The 16,713-nt window shown below is 63.4% G+C and carries 15 protein-coding genes; 13 read left to right on the top strand and 2 right to left on the bottom strand.

From position 1 onward, the window contains the following. Positions 1-114 precede the first annotated feature (114 nt). Entirely contained in the window at positions 115-738 is a 624-nt protein-coding gene (locus tag H7U37_RS12505; RefSeq protein WP_243414317.1) for a hypothetical protein, read from the bottom strand. A 32-nt stretch (positions 739-770) separates the two neighbouring features. Further along, positions 771-2,327, bottom strand: a complete 1,557-nt coding sequence (locus tag H7U37_RS12500) for an NAD(P)H-hydrate dehydratase (RefSeq protein WP_204876144.1) — start codon at positions 2,325-2,327, stop codon at positions 771-773. 389 nt (positions 2,328-2,716) lie between these two features. Here H7U37_RS12500 and H7U37_RS12495 point away from each other — a divergent pair, with 389 nt between their 5' ends. The 13 genes from H7U37_RS12495 to purD all read left to right on the top strand — a co-directional run bounded on the left by H7U37_RS12495 (position 2,717) and on the right by purD (position 16,537). Then, positions 2,717-3,574, top strand: coding sequence for a polysaccharide deacetylase family protein (locus H7U37_RS12495; protein WP_204876143.1), 858 nt, complete (start codon positions 2,717-2,719; stop codon positions 3,572-3,574). After that, the gene (pheS, locus tag H7U37_RS12490; RefSeq protein ID WP_204876137.1) at positions 3,571-4,596 is read left to right on the top strand and encodes a phenylalanine--tRNA ligase subunit alpha; all 1,026 of its coding nucleotides are present in this window, start codon (positions 3,571-3,573) and stop codon (positions 4,594-4,596) included. Before H7U37_RS12495 ends, pheS begins: the two co-directional genes overlap by 4 nt. A gap of 144 nt (positions 4,597-4,740) precedes the next feature. Further along, positions 4,741-7,428, top strand: a complete 2,688-nt coding sequence (gene pheT / locus H7U37_RS12485; protein ID WP_204876135.1) for a phenylalanine--tRNA ligase subunit beta — start codon at positions 4,741-4,743, stop codon at positions 7,426-7,428. A gap of 128 nt (positions 7,429-7,556) precedes the next feature. Then, positions 7,557-7,805, top strand: a complete 249-nt coding sequence (locus H7U37_RS12480) for an IreB family regulatory phosphoprotein (RefSeq protein WP_204876148.1) — start codon at positions 7,557-7,559, stop codon at positions 7,803-7,805. Between the two features lie 378 nt (positions 7,806-8,183). After that, positions 8,184-8,678, top strand: coding sequence for a 5-(carboxyamino)imidazole ribonucleotide mutase (gene purE, locus H7U37_RS12475; protein ID WP_338049831.1), 495 nt, complete (start codon positions 8,184-8,186; stop codon positions 8,676-8,678). 91 nt (positions 8,679-8,769) lie between these two features. Continuing rightward, a complete protein-coding gene (gene purC, locus H7U37_RS12470; protein ID WP_204876133.1) occupies positions 8,770-9,483 on the top strand; it encodes a phosphoribosylaminoimidazolesuccinocarboxamide synthase in 714 nt (237 codons plus the stop codon). Positions 9,484-9,486: 3 nt separating this feature from the next. Then, positions 9,487-10,908, top strand: a complete 1,422-nt coding sequence (locus H7U37_RS12465) for an amidophosphoribosyltransferase (protein ID WP_204876131.1) — start codon at positions 9,487-9,489, stop codon at positions 10,906-10,908. A 93-nt stretch (positions 10,909-11,001) separates the two neighbouring features. Then, positions 11,002-12,045: a phosphoribosylformylglycinamidine cyclo-ligase gene (gene purM / locus H7U37_RS12460; protein WP_204876129.1), complete on the top strand. Its 1,044-nt coding sequence runs from the start codon at positions 11,002-11,004 to the stop codon at positions 12,043-12,045. 138 nt (positions 12,046-12,183) lie between these two features. Further along, positions 12,184-12,828, top strand: coding sequence for a phosphoribosylglycinamide formyltransferase (gene purN / locus H7U37_RS12455; protein ID WP_204876127.1), 645 nt, complete (start codon positions 12,184-12,186; stop codon positions 12,826-12,828). Between the two features lie 18 nt (positions 12,829-12,846). Continuing rightward, positions 12,847-13,554 (top strand): IMP cyclohydrolase, encoded by a 708-nt coding sequence (locus H7U37_RS12450; protein WP_204876125.1) that lies wholly within the window; start codon positions 12,847-12,849, stop codon positions 13,552-13,554. Positions 13,555-13,571: 17 nt separating this feature from the next. Then, the gene (locus H7U37_RS12445; RefSeq protein ID WP_420875806.1) at positions 13,572-14,756 is read left to right on the top strand and encodes a phosphoribosylaminoimidazolecarboxamide formyltransferase; all 1,185 of its coding nucleotides are present in this window, start codon (positions 13,572-13,574) and stop codon (positions 14,754-14,756) included. A gap of 36 nt (positions 14,757-14,792) precedes the next feature. Continuing rightward, a complete protein-coding gene (locus tag H7U37_RS12440) occupies positions 14,793-15,155 on the top strand; it encodes a four helix bundle protein (protein ID WP_204876121.1) in 363 nt (120 codons plus the stop codon). A gap of 128 nt (positions 15,156-15,283) precedes the next feature. After that, entirely contained in the window at positions 15,284-16,537 is a 1,254-nt protein-coding gene (purD, locus tag H7U37_RS12435; RefSeq protein WP_204876119.1) for a phosphoribosylamine--glycine ligase, read from the top strand. The last annotated feature ends 176 nt before the right edge of the window (positions 16,538-16,713 follow it).

Here is a 16,713-nt window from a genome sequence, read left to right as displayed (position 1 = left end):
CTTGCTGTCCACAACCGCCGCTCAAACAACTTTCCCATGAGGCCCCTGGGCTGGCTTTCTCCCTCTGAGTTCACTGTCCAATATGTTTGACAAACCTACACTTTTCCCCCTTTTTTATTTTTCTTCTTCCGCGTCATTCCACGCCCGAAAATCCGCCACCTCACAGGTCAGCACCACCCGGCCGTCCTGTGCAATCTCTCCCCTCAGCAGCGCGCCGCTCTCCCAGCCGCACCAGAGCTCCGTCTCCGTACCCTCCCCCGGCTGGGCCTCCGGCTCCCGTATCACCAGGTGGAGTACCTCCTCCTCTGCCAGCGTCTCGGTCCCCACACAGGCCAAATAACCCTCCCGCAGCGCTTCCAGCAGCGCCGGCCCCGCCAGCAGCGGACTCAGCCCGCCCTCATTCAGCGGGCCTGTCTCCACCGCTATACCGTCGTACTCCAGCACACTCCCGTCCGATGACAAACGGGCCGTCAGTCCCGCGACCTCCTCCGGCGCCGTCAGCGTCAGGACCGTCTCCCCCTCCCGCTGCCACGCCAGCTCCATTTCATAGGCATATACCCGCTCCCCATAGTCCGCCGTCACCGTCAGAACGGCCGTACACCCGTCCATGGACAGGTACTCCCCGCGAAGCTCCAGCGCCCGGCTGTCCGCCGCCCGCCCCCCCTCCCCGCCGCAGGCGGAGAGGGAGAGGAGCAGCGCCGCCAGAATGACCACAGTCCCTCTCGTTTTTCGCAGCAATGCGCTCCCTCCTCGGGCGCGCCGCCTCCGCCTTACCGGCGCAGCACCTGCCGCTCCAGCACCTGGGGCAGACGCGCGATCATGTCGGAAGGAAGCATCCCATACTCCCCCATCTCACGGGCGCACAGGTCGCCCGCCGCGCCGTGCAGCCATACCGCCATGGGTACCGCCTCCCGGCACGGGATCCCCTGCCCGATCAGCGACAAAATGACGCCGCTCAGTACGTCTCCGCTCCCACCCACGGCCATCCCGGGGTTGCCGTTGGTGTTGATGTACGCCGTCCCGTCCGGGAAGGCCGTGATGGTGCGGTAGCCCTTGAGCACCAGACAGCAGCCGTGGGTCCGGGCGAATGACCGGACCGCCTCCAGCCGGTGTTCGCCGCTGATGTCCTCGTCGCTGATGCGGGCAAATTCCCCGTCGTGGGGTGTGAGGATGGTGATAAGCCCCTTCCGCTCATCCAGTACATCTATATGCCCCGCCAGCGCGTTTATGCCGTCGGCGTCCAGAATCACCGGCGCGTGGACGGTACGCAGCAGGGTGCGCACCACCGCCGCCGCGCTGTTCCCGCGGCCCAGCCCGGGACCAATCAGACATACGTCGCTGCTCCCCGCCCGGTTCTGCACCAGCTCGGTGGCCTCCAGCGACAGGTCCCCGTCCTTGCTGGACGGCAGCGGATGGGCCATGGCCTCGTCCAGCTTGCCCGCCACCACCGGCCAGGCAGGCGCGGGCACCCCCACCGTCACCAGACCGGCGCCGGTCCGCATGGCAGCCCGGGCCGCCAGCACCGGCGCGCCGGTGTAGCCCACGCTCCCCGCCAGCAGGTAGACCTTGCCGAAATCACCCTTGTGGGCCGTCCGCGACCGGCGGGGCAGCATCACGTCCTGCTCCGTCACCGCGTGGAGCTGGCTCTCCACCCCCACCATCAGATCCATGGGAATGCCGATGTACGCCACCTCCAGACGGCCGGTGTGAATGGCCCCCTGTCCCAAAAAGTGGCCCGCCTTGGGCATGGAGAAGGTCACCGTCACGTCGGCCTGCACCGCCTGGCCCAAAATGTGCCCCGTGTCCGCCTCCACGCCGCTGGCAATGTCCGCCGATACCACCGGAATGTCACAGGTGTTCATCATGTGCACCGCCAGCAGAGACCCGCCCCGCAGCTCCGTGTTGAGCCCAATGCCGAAAAGGGCGTCCACCATCACGTCGGCCTCCAGACACCAGGCCGCAAATTCCGCCGAGTCCGGCTCGAAATCCTCCAGAATTCCACCGACCTCCCCCAGACGGCGCTCCATCTCCCGGCAGTCGGCGGTCATCTTCTCCCGCTTGCCCACCAGCACCGCCCGGACCTCGCAGCCCCGCTCCAGCAGCATCCGCGCCGTGGCCACGCCGTCGCCGCCGTTGTTCCCCGCGCCGCAGAAGCACACCACGCGATAGGGCCGCTCCCCCTCGTCCCGGGCCTGACCCGCCTGCTCCAGTACCGTCCGGGTCAGCGCACGCGCCGCCCGCTCCATCAGCTCCGCGGAGGGAATGCCCCGCTCCTTGATGACGATGCGGTCCATCTCCCGCATCTGTTCCGCCGTTGCGATCTTCATGTGTGTTCCGTCCTCTCTGGCCTACCGCCATCTCTCTTTTGTGGTGCCTACATTATAGGCCAGGGGCAGACGTTCGTCAATTTTTTCTTGCTTTTTTTCCGCCCCTGTGCTATAAATAATCTTACATGTGAAGAAGGGGAAAATAGCGTATCCCCCATTTTGACAGAGAGTGTCCGTCACTGGCTGGAAGCGGACATCCAAAATGACGCGCTTGGTTCGCCCCGGAGCGGCCCTGGAGACAGGGACGGAGTTGCCCCACGTTACCGGGGCCAGAGTGCCCGCGCCGTTCGCGCGGGAATTGCGGGTGGTACCACGGAGGTTGGCCCTTCGTCCCAGCGTTGGGACGGAGGGCTTTTTTGCCGCCCAAACCCCAAACGATAGGAGGCTTCATGGGGAAAAAGTTTCACATCCTTTCTTTTCTCTTCCGGCTCGCCGCCGGACTGCTCCTTTTGGCGGTCCTCCTCTGCGCGGCCGGCGTGGGCGCGGCGGCCGCAAGGCCCCTCACCGTCCTGATGTATCACCATATCGTGGCCGACGACGGGCCGGTCAACGCCATGACCGTCACCGCCCGGCGGTTTGAGGCGGATATGCGCTGGCTCAAGGAGGCCGGCTATACCACCGTCCTCCCCAGAGAACTGGCCGCCGGACTGCCGCTGCCCGAAAAAGCCGTCCTCGTCACCTTTGACGACGGCTACGCCAGCAACTACCAATACGCCTTTCCCGTCCTCCAGTCGCTGAACATGAAGGCCGCCATCGCCGTGGTGGGCCGGCTGGTGGACGCGGACGACCCCCTCTACCTGACCTGGGACATGTGCCGCGAGATGGACCGCTCCGGCCTGGTGGAGATCGGCTCCCACAGCTACGACCTGCACAACCTGGACGCCGACCGGCGGGGGCTCTTCGTCCAGGGCGGCCCCAACGGCATCCAGCGCCTGGAAAACGAGACCGAGGACGCCTACCACCAGCGGGTGGACGCCGACCTGCTCCACAGCATCCAAGACATCCAGGACCACCTGGACCGGCCGGTCACCTTCCTGGCCTACCCCTTCGGGGTCACCGAGCCCTGGGCCGATTCCTTCCTCCGCGCCCACTTCGCCCTTACCCTCACCACCCGGGAGGACCGCTGCGACCCGGCGGACGGCCTTTATGACCTGCCCCGCCTGGCCGTCACCATGGACCGCTCCGCCCGGGACTGCTTTTCCCTCAAAACCAACATTCTACTTTTTATAAAGGAGTTCAAGCCATGAAAGAACAACTGGAACAGATCCGCCGGGAAGCCCTGGCCGCCCTGGAGTCCGCCCAAAACGCCCAGGAGCTGGACGCGCTGCGGGTCAAGTATTTGGGCAAAAAGGGCGCGCTGACCGCCGTTTTGAAGCAGATGGGCAAGCTCTCCGCCGAGGAGCGCCCCGCCATGGGTCAGCTGGCCAACGAGGTCCGGGCCGCCCTGGAGCAGTCCCTGGAGACCCAGGGCAAAAAGCTGGAGGCCAAGGCCCTGGAGGACCGGCTCCGCGCCGAGGCCCTGGACGTCACCGTCCCCGGCAAGGGCGTGAAAACCGGCCATCGCCACCCCATGTATATCGCCCTGGACGAGATCAAGGAAATTTTCATCGGCATGGGCTTCACCGTGCTGGACGGCCCCGAGGTGGAGCTGGCCGAGCTCAACTTTGACCGTCTCAACGCCGAGGAGGGCCACCCCTCCCGGGACTGGTCCGACACCTTCTACTTTGACACCGACTCCCGGGTGATGCTCCGCTCCCAGACCTCCCCCATGCAGGTGCGGGCCATGGACTCCATGGACCTCCCCATCCGCATCATCGCCCCCGGCCGGGTCTACCGCAAGGACGAGGTGGACGCCACCCACTCCCCCATGTTCCATCAGGTGGAGGGTATGGTCATCGACAAGGGGGTCACCATGGCCGACCTGAAGGGCACCCTCAACACCGTGGTGGAGCAGCTCTACGGCAAGGGCACCAAGACCCGCTTCCGCCCCCACCACTTCCCCTTTACCGAGCCCTCCTGCGAGATGGACGTGCAGTGCCACAAGTGCGGCGGCGTGGGCTGCCCCACCTGTAAGGGCGAGGGCTGGATCGAACTGCTGGGCGCGGGCATGATCCACCCCAACGTGCTGCGTATGAGCGGCATCGACCCCGACGTCTACTCCGGCTGGGCCTTCGGCATCGGCCTGGAGCGCACCGCCATGCGCCGCTTCAAAATCGCCGACCTGCGCCTCATCTTTGAAAACGACGTCCGGTTCCTGGAACAGTTTTAATTTAGAGTGAAGATAGGAGAGTGAAGAGTGAAGAGATTGTGTCCGACGGAGCCGGACGGATTAAAAATCATTCGCCGCAGGCGAATACCATATCTCCACTCTCCACTCTTAACTCTTCACTCTTGACATAAAGGAGTTTTGATTATGAATCTTTCTCGCAAGTGGCTGGAGGAGTTCGTCTCCGTTTCGGCTGATGATAAAGCGTTTGCAGAGGCCATGACCCTGTCCGGCTCCAAGGTGGAGCTGACCCACGACCTGGGAGAGGAGATCTCCAACGTGGTGGTGGGCCGGGTGGTGGAGATGGCCCGCCATGAAAACAGCGACCATATGTGGGTCTGCCAGATCGACGTGGGCCGGGAGGAACCCGTCCAGATCGTCACCGGCGCGTGGAACGTCCACGTGGGCGACCTGGTGCCCGTGGCCCTCCACAAGTCCACCCTCCCCGGCGGCAAGAAGATCGAAAAGGGCAAGCTCCGGGGCGTCCTCTCCAACGGGATGCTCTGCGGCCTGTCCGAGCTGGGCCTCGACACCCGCGACTTCCCCTACGCCGTCATCACCCCCGCCGCCATTCTGGGCGACTATCACCCCCTGGACAAGGAAAAGCCCTCCATCCCCAACCACATCCAGCCCGGCCACAAGATCTACGGGCCCGTGGTGGCCGCCAAGGTGACCGGCCTTACCGCCGCCGGCGACGCCTACGACGTGACCCTGGACACCGGCAGCGGCTCCGCTTCCGCCGCCACCCCCTGCTCCAACCTCCACGAGGGGGATCTGGTGGCCTACAACACCAAGTCCAACACCATCTGCACCCTGGCCGACCTCCACGCCCAGCAGTGTGAGTTCCCCCACTGCATCGACGACGGCATCTTCATCCTCCACGAGGACTGCAAGCCCGGCGACGACCTCAAGCCCGTCATCGGCGCCGACGACCACGTGGTGGAGTTCGAGATCACCCCCAACCGCCCCGACTGCCTGTCCGTCATCGGCCTGGCCCGGGAGGCCGCCGCCACCTTCGGCCAGCCCCTGCGCCTCCACCAGCCGGTGGTCAAGGCCGAGGGCGAGGGCTCCCTGGTGGACCTCCTGGACGTGGAGACCCCCGCCGCCGACCTGGTGCCCCGCTACACCGCCCGCATGGTGCGCAACGTCAAGATCGCCCCCTCCCCCAAGTGGATGCGGGAGCGGCTGCGCTCCATGGGCGTGCGCCCCATCAACAACATTGTGGACATCACCAACTATGTGATGCTGGAATACGGCCAGCCCATGCACGCCTTTGACTACCGCTATGTGAAGGGCGGCAAGATCATCGTCCGCCGGGCCGAGGAGGGCGAAAAGCTCACCACCCTGGACGGCAAGGAACACACCCTCACCGCCAACCATCTGGTCATCGCCGACGAGCACCGGGCCGTGGGTCTGGCGGGCATCATGGGCGGCGAGAACTCCGAGATCGTGGCCGACACCGCGGACGTGGTCTTTGAGTCCGCCACCTTCGACGGCACCTGCATCCGCAAGGGCGCCCTGGCCCTGGGTATGCGCACCGAGGCCTCCGCCAAGTTTGAAAAGGGCCTGGACCCCATGAACACCCTCCCCGCCGTGGACCGGGCCTGTGAGCTGGTGGAGCTGCTGGGCGCCGGCGAGGTGCTCCCCGGCACCATCGACATCCTCAACTATGTGCCCCAGCCCAAGGTCCTCCCCCTGGAGCCGGAGAAAATCAACGGCCTGCTGGGCACCGACATCAGCCGGGACGAGATGGTGGACATCCTCCAAAAGCTGGACTTCCAGGTGGACGGCGACGCCGTTACCGTCCCCTCCTGGCGGGGCGACGTGATCGGTATGGCGGACCTGGCCGAAGAGGTGGCCCGCTTCCACGGCTACAACAACATCCCCACCACCCTCATGCGGGGCCAGACCACCCTGGGCGGCTACTCCCCGGAGGAGCAGCTGGAGCGCCGGCTGGGCGGTATGTGCCGCGCCATGGGCTACGATGAGATCATCACCTATTCCTTTATCTCCCCCACCTGCTACGACAAGATCCGCTGGGCCGCCGACGATTCCCGCCGCCAGTCCTTCAAGATTTTGAACCCCCTGGGCGAGGATACCTCCATCATGCGCACCACCGTCCTCCCCTCCATGCTGGAGATCCTGACCCGCAACTATAACTACCGCAACCAGAACGTGCGCCTCTATGAGGTGGGCCGTATCTACCTGCCCGGCGGCGACGACGGCCTGGCCGTGGAAAACAAGGTCCTCTCCATGGGCGCCTATGGCAGCGATATGGACTTCTACACCCTCAAGGGCTGTGTGGAGGCCATCCTCAAGGACCTGCGGGCCGAACACATCCGGTTTGAGGTCCCCTGCGTGCCCAATCCCTCCTATCACCCCGGCCGGGTGGCCGACGTGTACGTGGGAGACCGCCGCGTGGGCGTGCTGGGCCAGATCCACCCCCTGGTGGCCCAGAATTACGGCGTGGACGCCCAGTTCTACTGCGCCGAGCTGGACTTCGGCCAGCTCATGCACATGGACCGCTCCGTCCCCGAGTACGTCCCCCTGCCCAAGTTCCCCGCCGTCACCCGGGACATCGCCGTGGTGTGCGACGAGGCTGTCACCGTGGGCGCCCTGGAAGCCTGCATCCGCAAGGGCGCCAAGGGCCTTTTGAAGGAGGTTACCCTCTTCGACATCTACCGGGGCAAGGGCGTGGCGGAAGGCAAAAAGTCCGTGGCCTTTAACCTGGTCCTCCGGGCCGACGACCGCTCCCTCACCAGCGAGGAGGCCGACGCCGACGTCAAGTCCATCCTGGATACCCTGGCCGCCGACCTGGGCGCGGTGCTGCGGTAACCCCGGGTCCCGCCGGGCCGTCCCGCTTTTATATTAAGCTTTCGTAAATTTTACCCCTACACCCCTTTACAGTCCGCCCCTTTTCGGGTACAATAGACAACAGAAAGAATAAGGAGGTGCAGATGGTCATGCAAACCGACTATACGCGCAGATTCAGTCTCAATTATGAGAAGGATCAGGAGATCAAGGACATTCTGACCTCTGTCTATAACTCTCTCCAGGAGAAGGGCTATAACCCCATCAACCAGATCGTAGGCTACATCCTCTCCGAGGACCCCACCTACATCACCAACTACAACAACGCCCGCGCCCTCATCCGGAAGCTGGATCGGGACGAGCTGCTCCAGGAGCTGGTCAAGCAGTATCTCAACAGTTGATTTCCGTGCGCCAGGACGCCGGACCCACAGCGGTCCGGCGTCCTTTCCCTTTCCCCCGCCGCGGCACAGGATTTTTTGACAGCCCGTTCTTCCTCTTTCCTCTTTTGGTTGTGAAACCATACAAAAATCCCCACGCGCTCTTGCAAAATCCTCCGGGACCCGATATATTATTATTGATATTTTCTTTTGACGGGGGTATGCGGGATGTCGCGAGGCATTTTTTCCGGTATTCAGATCCGAGCTGTTTTCCTCTGCGGCCCCAATGCGCCTTCTGCCGCCTGACAAAATGACAGGGTATCCGTGTATCGGATACCCTGATTTATTTTTCAAGCCCCTAACTTTTTGTTTGGCGCCCCGTCATTCAGGAGGTCATGTTTTGTGAAAAAAGTAGCCGTTATCATGGGTTCCGACAGCGACTGGCCGGTGGTCAAGGCCGCCTGCACCCAGCTCCAAGCCTTCGGTATCCCCTATGAGGCCCACATCCTCAGCGCCCACCGCACCCCTGCCCAGGCCGCGGACTTCGCCCGCTCCGCCCGGCAGAACGGCTTCGGCGTACTCATCTGCGCCGCTGGCATGGCCGCCCACCTGGCCGGCGCCTTCGCCGGCAACTCCACCCTGCCCGTCATCGGTATCCCCATGAAGGGCGGCGCTATGGACGGCCTGGACGCCCTGCTGGCCACCGTCCAGATGCCCTCCGGCATTCCCGTGGCCACCGTGGCCATCAACGGCGCCAAAAACGCCGCCGTCCTGGCCGCCCAGATGCTGGCCATCAGCGACGACGAACTGGCCGCCAAGCTGGACCAGGCCCGGGCCGACATGGCCAAGCAAATCGCCGAAAAGGAAGCCAAGCTTCAGTTAGAGAGTGAAGAGTAAAGAGTGGAGTGTGAAGATATTCTCTCACTCCCCCTATCTCTTATCTATTATCTCTTATCTTTTATCTTAAAATTGTGAGGAGCGTTTTATCATGGAAAAGCGTGAGCAGCTGTACGAGGGAAAGGCCAAGAAGGTTTTCGCCACCGACGACCCCAACTTGGTGATCGTGTCCTATAAGGACGACGCCACCGCCTTTAACGGCCTCAAAAAGGGCACCATCGCCGGCAAGGGCGCCATCAACAACCGCATGACCAACAACCTCATGCGCCGCCTGGAGGCCGCCGGCGTCCCCACCCACTTCGTGGAGGAGCTCAGCGACCGGGAGACCGTGGTCAAGAAGGTCTCCATCGTCCCCCTGGAAGTCATCATCCGCAACATTTCCGCCGGTTCCTTCGCCAAGCGCTACGGCGTGGAGGAGGGCATCGTCTTTGACCAGCCCACCATCGAGTTCTCCTACAAGAACGACGACCTGGGCGACCCCCTGCTCAACTCCTATCACGCCCTGGCCCTCAAGCTGGCCACTCCCGAGGAGATTGAGCTCATCAAAAAGTACGCCTTCGCCGTCAACGACCTGCTCCGCGGCTTCATGAAGGAGATCGGCATCGACCTGGTGGACTTCAAGCTGGAGTTCGGCAAGACCGCCGACGGCCAGATCGTCCTGGCCGACGAGATCTCCCCCGACACCTGCCGCCTGTGGGACGAGACCACCCACGAAAAGCTGGACAAGGACCGCTTCCGCCGGGATCTGGGCGGCGCCGAGGAGGCCTATGAAGAGGTCATGCGCCGTCTCATGGGGGATAAGTAAGCAATGGGCGGTTTCTTCGGCACGATTTCCAAGCGCGACTGCGTCATGGACCTCTTTTTCGGCACCGACTACCACTCCCATCTGGGCACCAAGCGGGGCGGTATGGCTGTTTACGACGAAAAGGACGGTTTCCAGCGGCAGATCCATAACATCGAAAATACCCCCTTCCGCACCAAGTTCGACAAGGACCTGGCGGAATTCCACGGCTGCTCCGGCATCGGCTGCATCAGCGACACCGACCCCCAGCCCCTGCTGGTCCGCTCCCACCTGGGCCTCTTCGCCATCACCACCGTGGGCATCATCCGCAACACCGACGACCTGGTGGCCCGCTACTTCTCCGAGCACGGCCACCAGTTCATGGCCATGAGCTCCGGCAAGGTCAACTCCACCGAGCTCACCGCCGCCCTCATCAATCAGGAGGACGACCTGGTCGCCGGCATCCGCCGGGCCCAGGAGGAGATCGACGGCTCCATCACCATCCTGATCCTGGACCAGAAGGGCATCATCGCCGCCCGGGACCGGCTGGGCCGCCTCCCCGTGCTGGTGGGCCAGAACGAGGACGGCTGCTGCGTCTCCTTCGAGTCCTTCGCCTACCACAAGCTGGGCTACCACGACAGCTACGAGCTGGGCCCCCGGGAGATCGTCCGGGTCACCGCCGACGGGGTGGAGCAGCTCTCCCCCGCCGGCGAGGAGATGAAGATCTGTGCTTTTCTGTGGACCTATTACGGCTACCCCAACTCCAACTATGAGGGGGTCAACGTGGAGGTCATGCGCTACCGCAACGGCGAGATCATGGCCCGGGACGAGATCCAGAAGGGCAAGCTCCCCAAGGTGGACTATGTGGCCGGCGTGCCCGACTCCGGTCTCCCCCACGCCATCGGCTTTGCCAACCGCAGCGGCAAGCCCTTCGCCCGGCCCTTCGTCAAGTACACCCCCACCTGGCCCCGCTCCTTCATGCCCGCCAACCAGGAGGCCCGCAATCAGGTGGCCAAAATGAAGCAGATCCCCGTCCCCGAGCTCATCGAGGGCAAAAAGCTCCTCTTTGTGGACGACTCCATCGTCCGGGGCACCCAGCTCCGGGAGACCGTGGATTTCCTCTATGAGTCGGGCGCCCAGGAAGTGCATATGCGCTCTGCCTGCCCCCCCATTATGTACGGCTGCAAGTACCTCAACTTCTCCCGCAGCAACTCCGATATGGAACTGCTGGCCCGGCGGACCATCCAGGGCCTGGAAGGCGACGAGGGGCAGCAGCATCTGGACGAGTACGCCGATTCCTCCACCCAGCGGGGTCAGTGCATGTTAAAGGCCATCTGCGAGGAGATGGGCTTTGACTCCCTGGGCTACCAGTCCCTGGACGGCCTCCTGGAGGCCATCGGCATCGACCGGGACAAGGTCTGCACCTACTGCTGGAACGGTAAAGAGTAACCAAACCGTGTGAAAGGAGAAGCGTGGAACCAGCCGGTACTGTCTCCACGCTTCTCCACGCTTCCTTATTTTTGATTCACTGGAGGTTTTGAGATGAAAAACTCCCATTCCGCGTCCTACGCCGCCGCCGGCGTGGACGTCACCGCCGGTTACGAGGCCGTCAAGCGCATCAAGCCCATGGTGGAGTCCACCTACATCCCCGGCGTGATGGGTACCCTGGGCGGCTTCGGCGGCATGTTCGCCCCCGAGCTGGCGGGTATGAAAAAGCCCGTCCTGGTCTCCGGCACCGACGGCGTGGGCACCAAGCTGCGCCTGGCTCTGCTGATGAACAAGCATGACACCATCGGCATCGACTGCGTGGCCATGTGCGTCAACGACATCATCTGCGGCGGCGCTTCCCCCCTCTTCTTCCTGGACTACATCGCCTGCGGCAAAAATGACCCGGTGCGCATCGCGGAGATCGTCACCGGCATTGCCGAGGGCTGCCGCCAGTCCGAGTGCGCCCTGGTGGGCGGCGAGACCGCCGAGCATCCCGGCGTCATGCCCGACGAGGACTACGACGTGGCCGGTTTTTCGGTGGGCATCGTGGACGAGGAGCAGATCATCGACGGCAAGCGCCTCTCCAAGGGCGACGTGCTCATCGGTCTGGGCTCCACCGGCGTCCACTCCAACGGCTTCTCCCTGGTGCGCAAGGTCTTTGACGTGGAGCACGCCGACCTCACCGCCCCCGTGGCCGAGCTGGACGGCAAGAGCCTGGGCGAGACCCTCCTCACCCCCACCCGCATCTATGTCAAGGCCGTCAAGGCCCTCCTCAAGGCCGGGGTGGACATCCACGCCATCAGCCATATCACCGGCGGCGGCTTCTATGAGAACGTGCCCCGCATGATGACCGACGGCCTCACCGCCTCCATCGACCTGAACGCCTTCCCCAGGCTGCCCATTTTTGACCTCATCCAGAAAAAGGGCAACATCCCGGAGCGGGATATGTACAACACCTTTAATATGGGCATCGGCATGATCCTGGCTCTCCCCGCCGAACAGGCCGAACAGGCCCTTTCCCTCCTCCAGGCCGCCGGCGAGCGGGCCTACCGGATCGGCGAAGTGGTGGCCGGCGAGGAAGGCGTTGTATTAGAGTGAAGAGTTAAGAGTGGAGAGTGGAGATAAGGGATTCGCCTACGGCGAATGATTTCAAATCGTCCGGCGGAGCCGGATACAATATCTTCACTCTTCACGCTCCTATCTCCACGCTCCATCTGAAAGGGGACTTGTTTTCTTATGGCAAAGCGTATTGCCGTGCTGGTTTCCGGCGGCGGCACCAACTTGCAGGCCCTCATTGACACCCAGCAGAAAGAAGGGCTGGGCGGCGGCTCCCTTGTGGCCGTCATCTCCTCCAAGGAGGGGGCCTATGCCCTGGAACGGGCCAAAAAGGCCAACATTCCCGGTTATGTCGTCGCCCGGAAAGCCTTCCCATCCAATCAGGCCATGACCCAGGCCCTGGTGGAACTGCTCCGGACGCTGAATATCGACCTGGTGGTGCTGGCCGGGTTCATGCACATCCTCACCGGCGAGATCATCCGCGCCTACCCCAACGCCATCCTCAACATCCATCCCGCCCTTATCCCCTCCTTCTGCGGGCCGGGGGCCTACGGGCTCCACGTCCACGAGCAGGCCCTGGCCTACGGCGTCAAGCTCACCGGCGCTACCGTCCACTTCGTCAACGAAGAGGCCGACGGCGGACCCATCGTCCTCCAAAAGGCGGTGGAGGTGCTGCCCGACGACACCCCGGAGGTGCTCCAGCGCCGGGTGATGGAGGAGGCCGAGTGGCGCATCCTGCCGCTGGCCGTCTCCCTCTTCTGCCAGGACCGCCTGCGGACAGAGGGCCGGATGGTACGCATTCTCCCCCCACCCTTTGAGATTTGAAATGGGAGGTTTTTTCTTATGAACACTTATGAACTGTCCGCGCTCCTCCGCGGCAATCCTTACCCCGGCCGCGGCATCGTCATGGGCCGTACCACCGACGGCAAGCACGCCGCCATTGCCTACTTCATCATGGGCCGCAGCGAAAATTCCCGCAACCGGGTCTTTGTGGAGACCCCCGACGGCATCCGCACCCAGGCCTTTGACCCCACCAAAGTGAGCGACCCCTCCCTCATCATCTACGCCCCCGTCCGCCGGCTGGGCAGCTACACCATCGTCACCAACGGCGACCAGACCGACACCATCCGGGAGGGCCTGGCCGCCGGCAAGACCCTGGAGCAGTCCCTCATGCCCCGCACCTTTGAGCCGGACAAGCCCAACTATACCCCCCGGATCTCCGGCCTGATGGACGGATTCGGCAACTACATTCTCTCCATCCTCAAGAGCGCCGAGGGCGACCCCATGTCCTGCCGCCGCTGCTACTTCCACTACGAAAATCCCAAGGCCGGTCAGGGCCATTTCATCCACACCTACATGGGCGACGGCGATCCCCTCCCCTCCTTCGAGGGCGAGCCCGAGCAGGTCGCCATCACCGCCCCCGACGCCGAGACCTTCGCCAACGAGATCTGGTCCAGCCTCAACGAGGACAACAAGATCTCCCTCTTTGTGCGCTATATCGACCTGTCCAACGGCGCCTGCACCGACGTGATCCTCAACAAGCATCAGTAACCCAATCTGCGGAAAGGATGGTTTTTCCCATGACCGAACTGGAACTCAAATACGGCTGTAACCCCAACCAGAAGCCCGCCCGCATCTTCATGCAGGAGGGCGAGCTGCCCATCCGCGTCCTCAACGGCAAGCCCGGCTATATCAACTTCCTGGACGCCCTCAACTCCTGGCAGCTGGTCAAGGAGCTCAAAGCAGCCACCGGTCTCCCCTCCGCCGCTTCCTTTAAGCACGTCTCCCCCGCCGGCGCCGCCGTGGGCACCCCCCTCTCCGACGTGGAGCGCCAGATCTATTTCGCCCCCGAGGGCGACCTCTCCCCCATCGCCTGCGCCTACATCCGCGCCCGGGGCGCCGACCGCCTGTGCTCCTACGGCGACTGGGCCGCCCTCTCCGACGTGTGCGACGCCGACACCGCCCGCTATCTGGCCCTCGAAGTCTCCGACGGCGTCATCGCCCCCGGCTACACCGACGAGGCCCTGGCCATCCTCAAGACCAAGCGCAAGGGCGGCTACAACGTGGTGGAGATCGACCCCAACTACGTCCCCCGCGCCATCGAGCATAAGGACGTGTTCGGCATCACCTTCGAGCAGGGCCGCAACAACTTTGAGATCAACGAAGCCCTGCTGGGCAACATCGTGACGGACAACAAGGATCTGCCCGAAAACGCCAAGCGGGATATGATCCTCTCCCTCATCACCCTGAAATACACCCAGTCCAACTCGGTCTGCTATGTGAAGGACGGCCAGACCATCGGCGTGGGCGCCGGCCAGCAGAGCCGCATCCACTGCACCCGCCTGGCCGGCTCCAAGGCCGACAACTGGCTCCTCCGCCAGCATCCCAAGGTGCTGGGCCTCCAGTTCGTGGACGGCATCCGCCGCCCCGACCGGGACAACGCCATCGACATCTACATCTCCGACGAGTACGAGGACGTGCTGGCCGAGGGCGTGTGGCAGAACACCTTCAAAGTACGCCCCGAAGTGCTGACTGTTGAAGAAAAGAAAGCCTGGATCGCCCAGCAGACCGGCGTCACCGTGGGCTCCGACGCCTTCTTCCCCTTCGGCGACAACGTGGAGCGGGCCCGCAAGAGCGGCGTGGCCTACATCGCCCAGCCCGGCGGCTCCATCCGCGACGACCACGTCATCGCCACCTGCAACAAGTACGGTATCGTTATGGCCTTTACCGGTATGCGCCTGTTCCACCACTAAGGGAAGAGTGAAGAGTTAAGAGTGGGGAGTGGAGATATGGGGACTGGAAGCGTTGCGTATGAAAAAAGCCTTGCTTTTGCCAAACGCATTGTTTTTCTGCATCGATATCTCTGTACGGAGCACAAGGAATTTGTGTTATCCAAGCAAATTTTGCGCAGTGGTACCAGTATTGGGGCCAATATTGCGGAAGCCAGATACGGTATCAGTCGAAATGATTTCCTCGCTAAAATCTATATCGCCCTCAAGGAGTGCGCCGAAACCCTCTATTGGCTGGAACTGCTCCATTCCTGTGACTTCCTTTCTGCTCAAGAATACCGCTCGCTTCGGGCAGACTGTGAAGCGCTCCGCAACATTCTGTCCGCTACCACCAAGGCAGTACGGAGAGAGAGTGTAGAGTAAAGAGTGAAGAGTGGAGATACGGTATTCGCCAGAGGCGAATGATTTGAAATCCGTCCGGCTCCGCCGGACTCAATATCTTCACTCTTCACTCTCCTATCTTCACTTTCCTATCAGAAAGGTTGTTCAATATGAAAGTTTTAGTCGTCGGCGGTGGCGGACGGGAACACGCCATCTGCTGGAAATTGGCCCAGTCGCCCAAAGTGTCCCAGCTCTTCTGCGCCCCCGGCAACGCGGGCATTGCCCAGGCGGCCTCCTGCGTGCCCGTCAAGGCCACGGACGTGGATGGCATGGTGGCCTGGGCCAAGGAAAACCACATGGACTTCGTCATGGTCGCCCCGGATGATCCCCTGGCTCTGGGTATGGTGGACGCCATGGAGGCCGCCGGCATCCCCGCCTTCGGCCCCCGGGCCAACGCCGCCGTCATCGAGGCCAGCAAGATCTTCTCCAAGCATTTGATGGAAAAATACCACATCCCCACCGCCCGGTATCGGGACTTTACCGAGCTGGCTCCCGCTGAGGAGTACATCCGCCGGCAGGGCGCGCCCATCGTGGTCAAGGCCGACGGCCTGGCCCTGGGTAAGGGCGTGGTGGTGGCCCAGACCGTGGACGAGGCCCTGGCCGCCGTCCGGGAGATGATGGCCGGCGGCAAGTTCGGCGCCTCCGGCTCCAAAGTGGTCATCGAGGAGTGCATGACCGGCCCCGAGGTCACCGTGCTGGCCTTCTGCGACGGCAAGCACGTCGTGCCCATGCCCTCCAGCCAGGACCACAAGCGGGCCTATGACGGCAACCAAGGCCCCAACACCGGCGGCATGGGCGCCATCTCCCCCTCCCCCAACTACACCCCAGAAGTCGCCAGGCAGTGTATGGAGGAGATCTTCCTGCCCACCGTCGCCGCCCTCCAGGCCGAGGGCCGTCCCTTCCAGGGCGTCCTCTACTTCGGCCTGATGCTCACCCCCAACGGCCCCAAGGTGGTGGAGTATAACGCCCGCTTCGGCGACCCCGAGTGTCAGGCCGTCCTCTCCCTGCTGGAAAGCGACCTCATGGACATCCTCATGGCCTGCCGTAGCGGCAATCTGGACCAGCTGGATATCCGGTGGAAGGACGGCGCGGCCTGCTGCCTGGTGCTGGCCTCCGGCGGCTATCCCGGCTCCTATCAGAAGGGCCTCCCCATCACCGGCCTGGACGAGGCCGGCAGGACCGCCGTGGTGTTCCACGCCGGCACCGCCGAACAGGACGGCCAAATCGTCACCAACGGCGGCCGGGTGCTGGGCGTCACCGCCGTGGGTCCCAGCCTCAGCGACGCCATCGACCTGGCCTACGAGAGCGCAAAGCCCATCCACTTCGACGCCATGCACTTCCGCACCGATATCGGCCGGGTGTGACCGGTCCCTTCCTCTCCTGCCCCACGCGGCGCTGGCCCTTCGTCGGCGCCGCGTTTGCCGCGCAGGCGGCATTGAATCTTTCAGAATGGTGAAGCCACATGAACCTGTTCAAAAAACTCTTCCGAAAATCCGCACCCCCTCCCCCGCCGGAGACCGCGCCCACACCGGCCCCACAG

It is taken from the genome of Pseudoflavonifractor phocaeensis (genome assembly GCF_016901735.1).
Lineage (GTDB): Bacteria > Bacillota > Clostridia > Oscillospirales > Oscillospiraceae > Pseudoflavonifractor_A.
The sequence above is the reverse complement of the archived record's forward strand: the minus strand, read 5'-3'. Positions and strand labels throughout refer to the sequence as shown.

What these genes read in the sequence shown, in the direction of transcription:
- H7U37_RS12500 (WP_204876144.1), bottom strand. Translation starts at nt 2,327, where the DNA reads ATGAAGATCGCAACGGCGGAACAGATGCGGGAGATGGACCGCATCGTC.
- H7U37_RS12495 (WP_204876143.1), top strand. Translation starts at nt 2,717, where the DNA reads ATGGGGAAAAAGTTTCACATCCTTTCTTTTCTCTTCCGGCTCGCCGCC.
- pheS (WP_204876137.1), top strand. Translation starts at nt 3,571, where the DNA reads ATGAAAGAACAACTGGAACAGATCCGCCGGGAAGCCCTGGCCGCCCTG.
- pheT (WP_204876135.1), top strand. Translation starts at nt 4,741, where the DNA reads ATGAATCTTTCTCGCAAGTGGCTGGAGGAGTTCGTCTCCGTTTCGGCT.
- H7U37_RS12480 (WP_204876148.1), top strand. Translation starts at nt 7,557, where the DNA reads ATGCAAACCGACTATACGCGCAGATTCAGTCTCAATTATGAGAAGGAT.
- purC (WP_204876133.1), top strand. Translation starts at nt 8,770, where the DNA reads ATGGAAAAGCGTGAGCAGCTGTACGAGGGAAAGGCCAAGAAGGTTTTC.
- H7U37_RS12465 (WP_204876131.1), top strand. Translation starts at nt 9,487, where the DNA reads ATGGGCGGTTTCTTCGGCACGATTTCCAAGCGCGACTGCGTCATGGAC.
- purM (WP_204876129.1), top strand. Translation starts at nt 11,002, where the DNA reads ATGAAAAACTCCCATTCCGCGTCCTACGCCGCCGCCGGCGTGGACGTC.
- purN (WP_204876127.1), top strand. Translation starts at nt 12,184, where the DNA reads ATGGCAAAGCGTATTGCCGTGCTGGTTTCCGGCGGCGGCACCAACTTG.
- H7U37_RS12450 (WP_204876125.1), top strand. Translation starts at nt 12,847, where the DNA reads ATGAACACTTATGAACTGTCCGCGCTCCTCCGCGGCAATCCTTACCCC.
- H7U37_RS12445 (WP_420875806.1), top strand. Translation starts at nt 13,572, where the DNA reads ATGGTTTTTCCCATGACCGAACTGGAACTCAAATACGGCTGTAACCCC.
- H7U37_RS12440 (WP_204876121.1), top strand. Translation starts at nt 14,793, where the DNA reads ATGGGGACTGGAAGCGTTGCGTATGAAAAAAGCCTTGCTTTTGCCAAA.
- purD (WP_204876119.1), top strand. Translation starts at nt 15,284, where the DNA reads ATGAAAGTTTTAGTCGTCGGCGGTGGCGGACGGGAACACGCCATCTGC.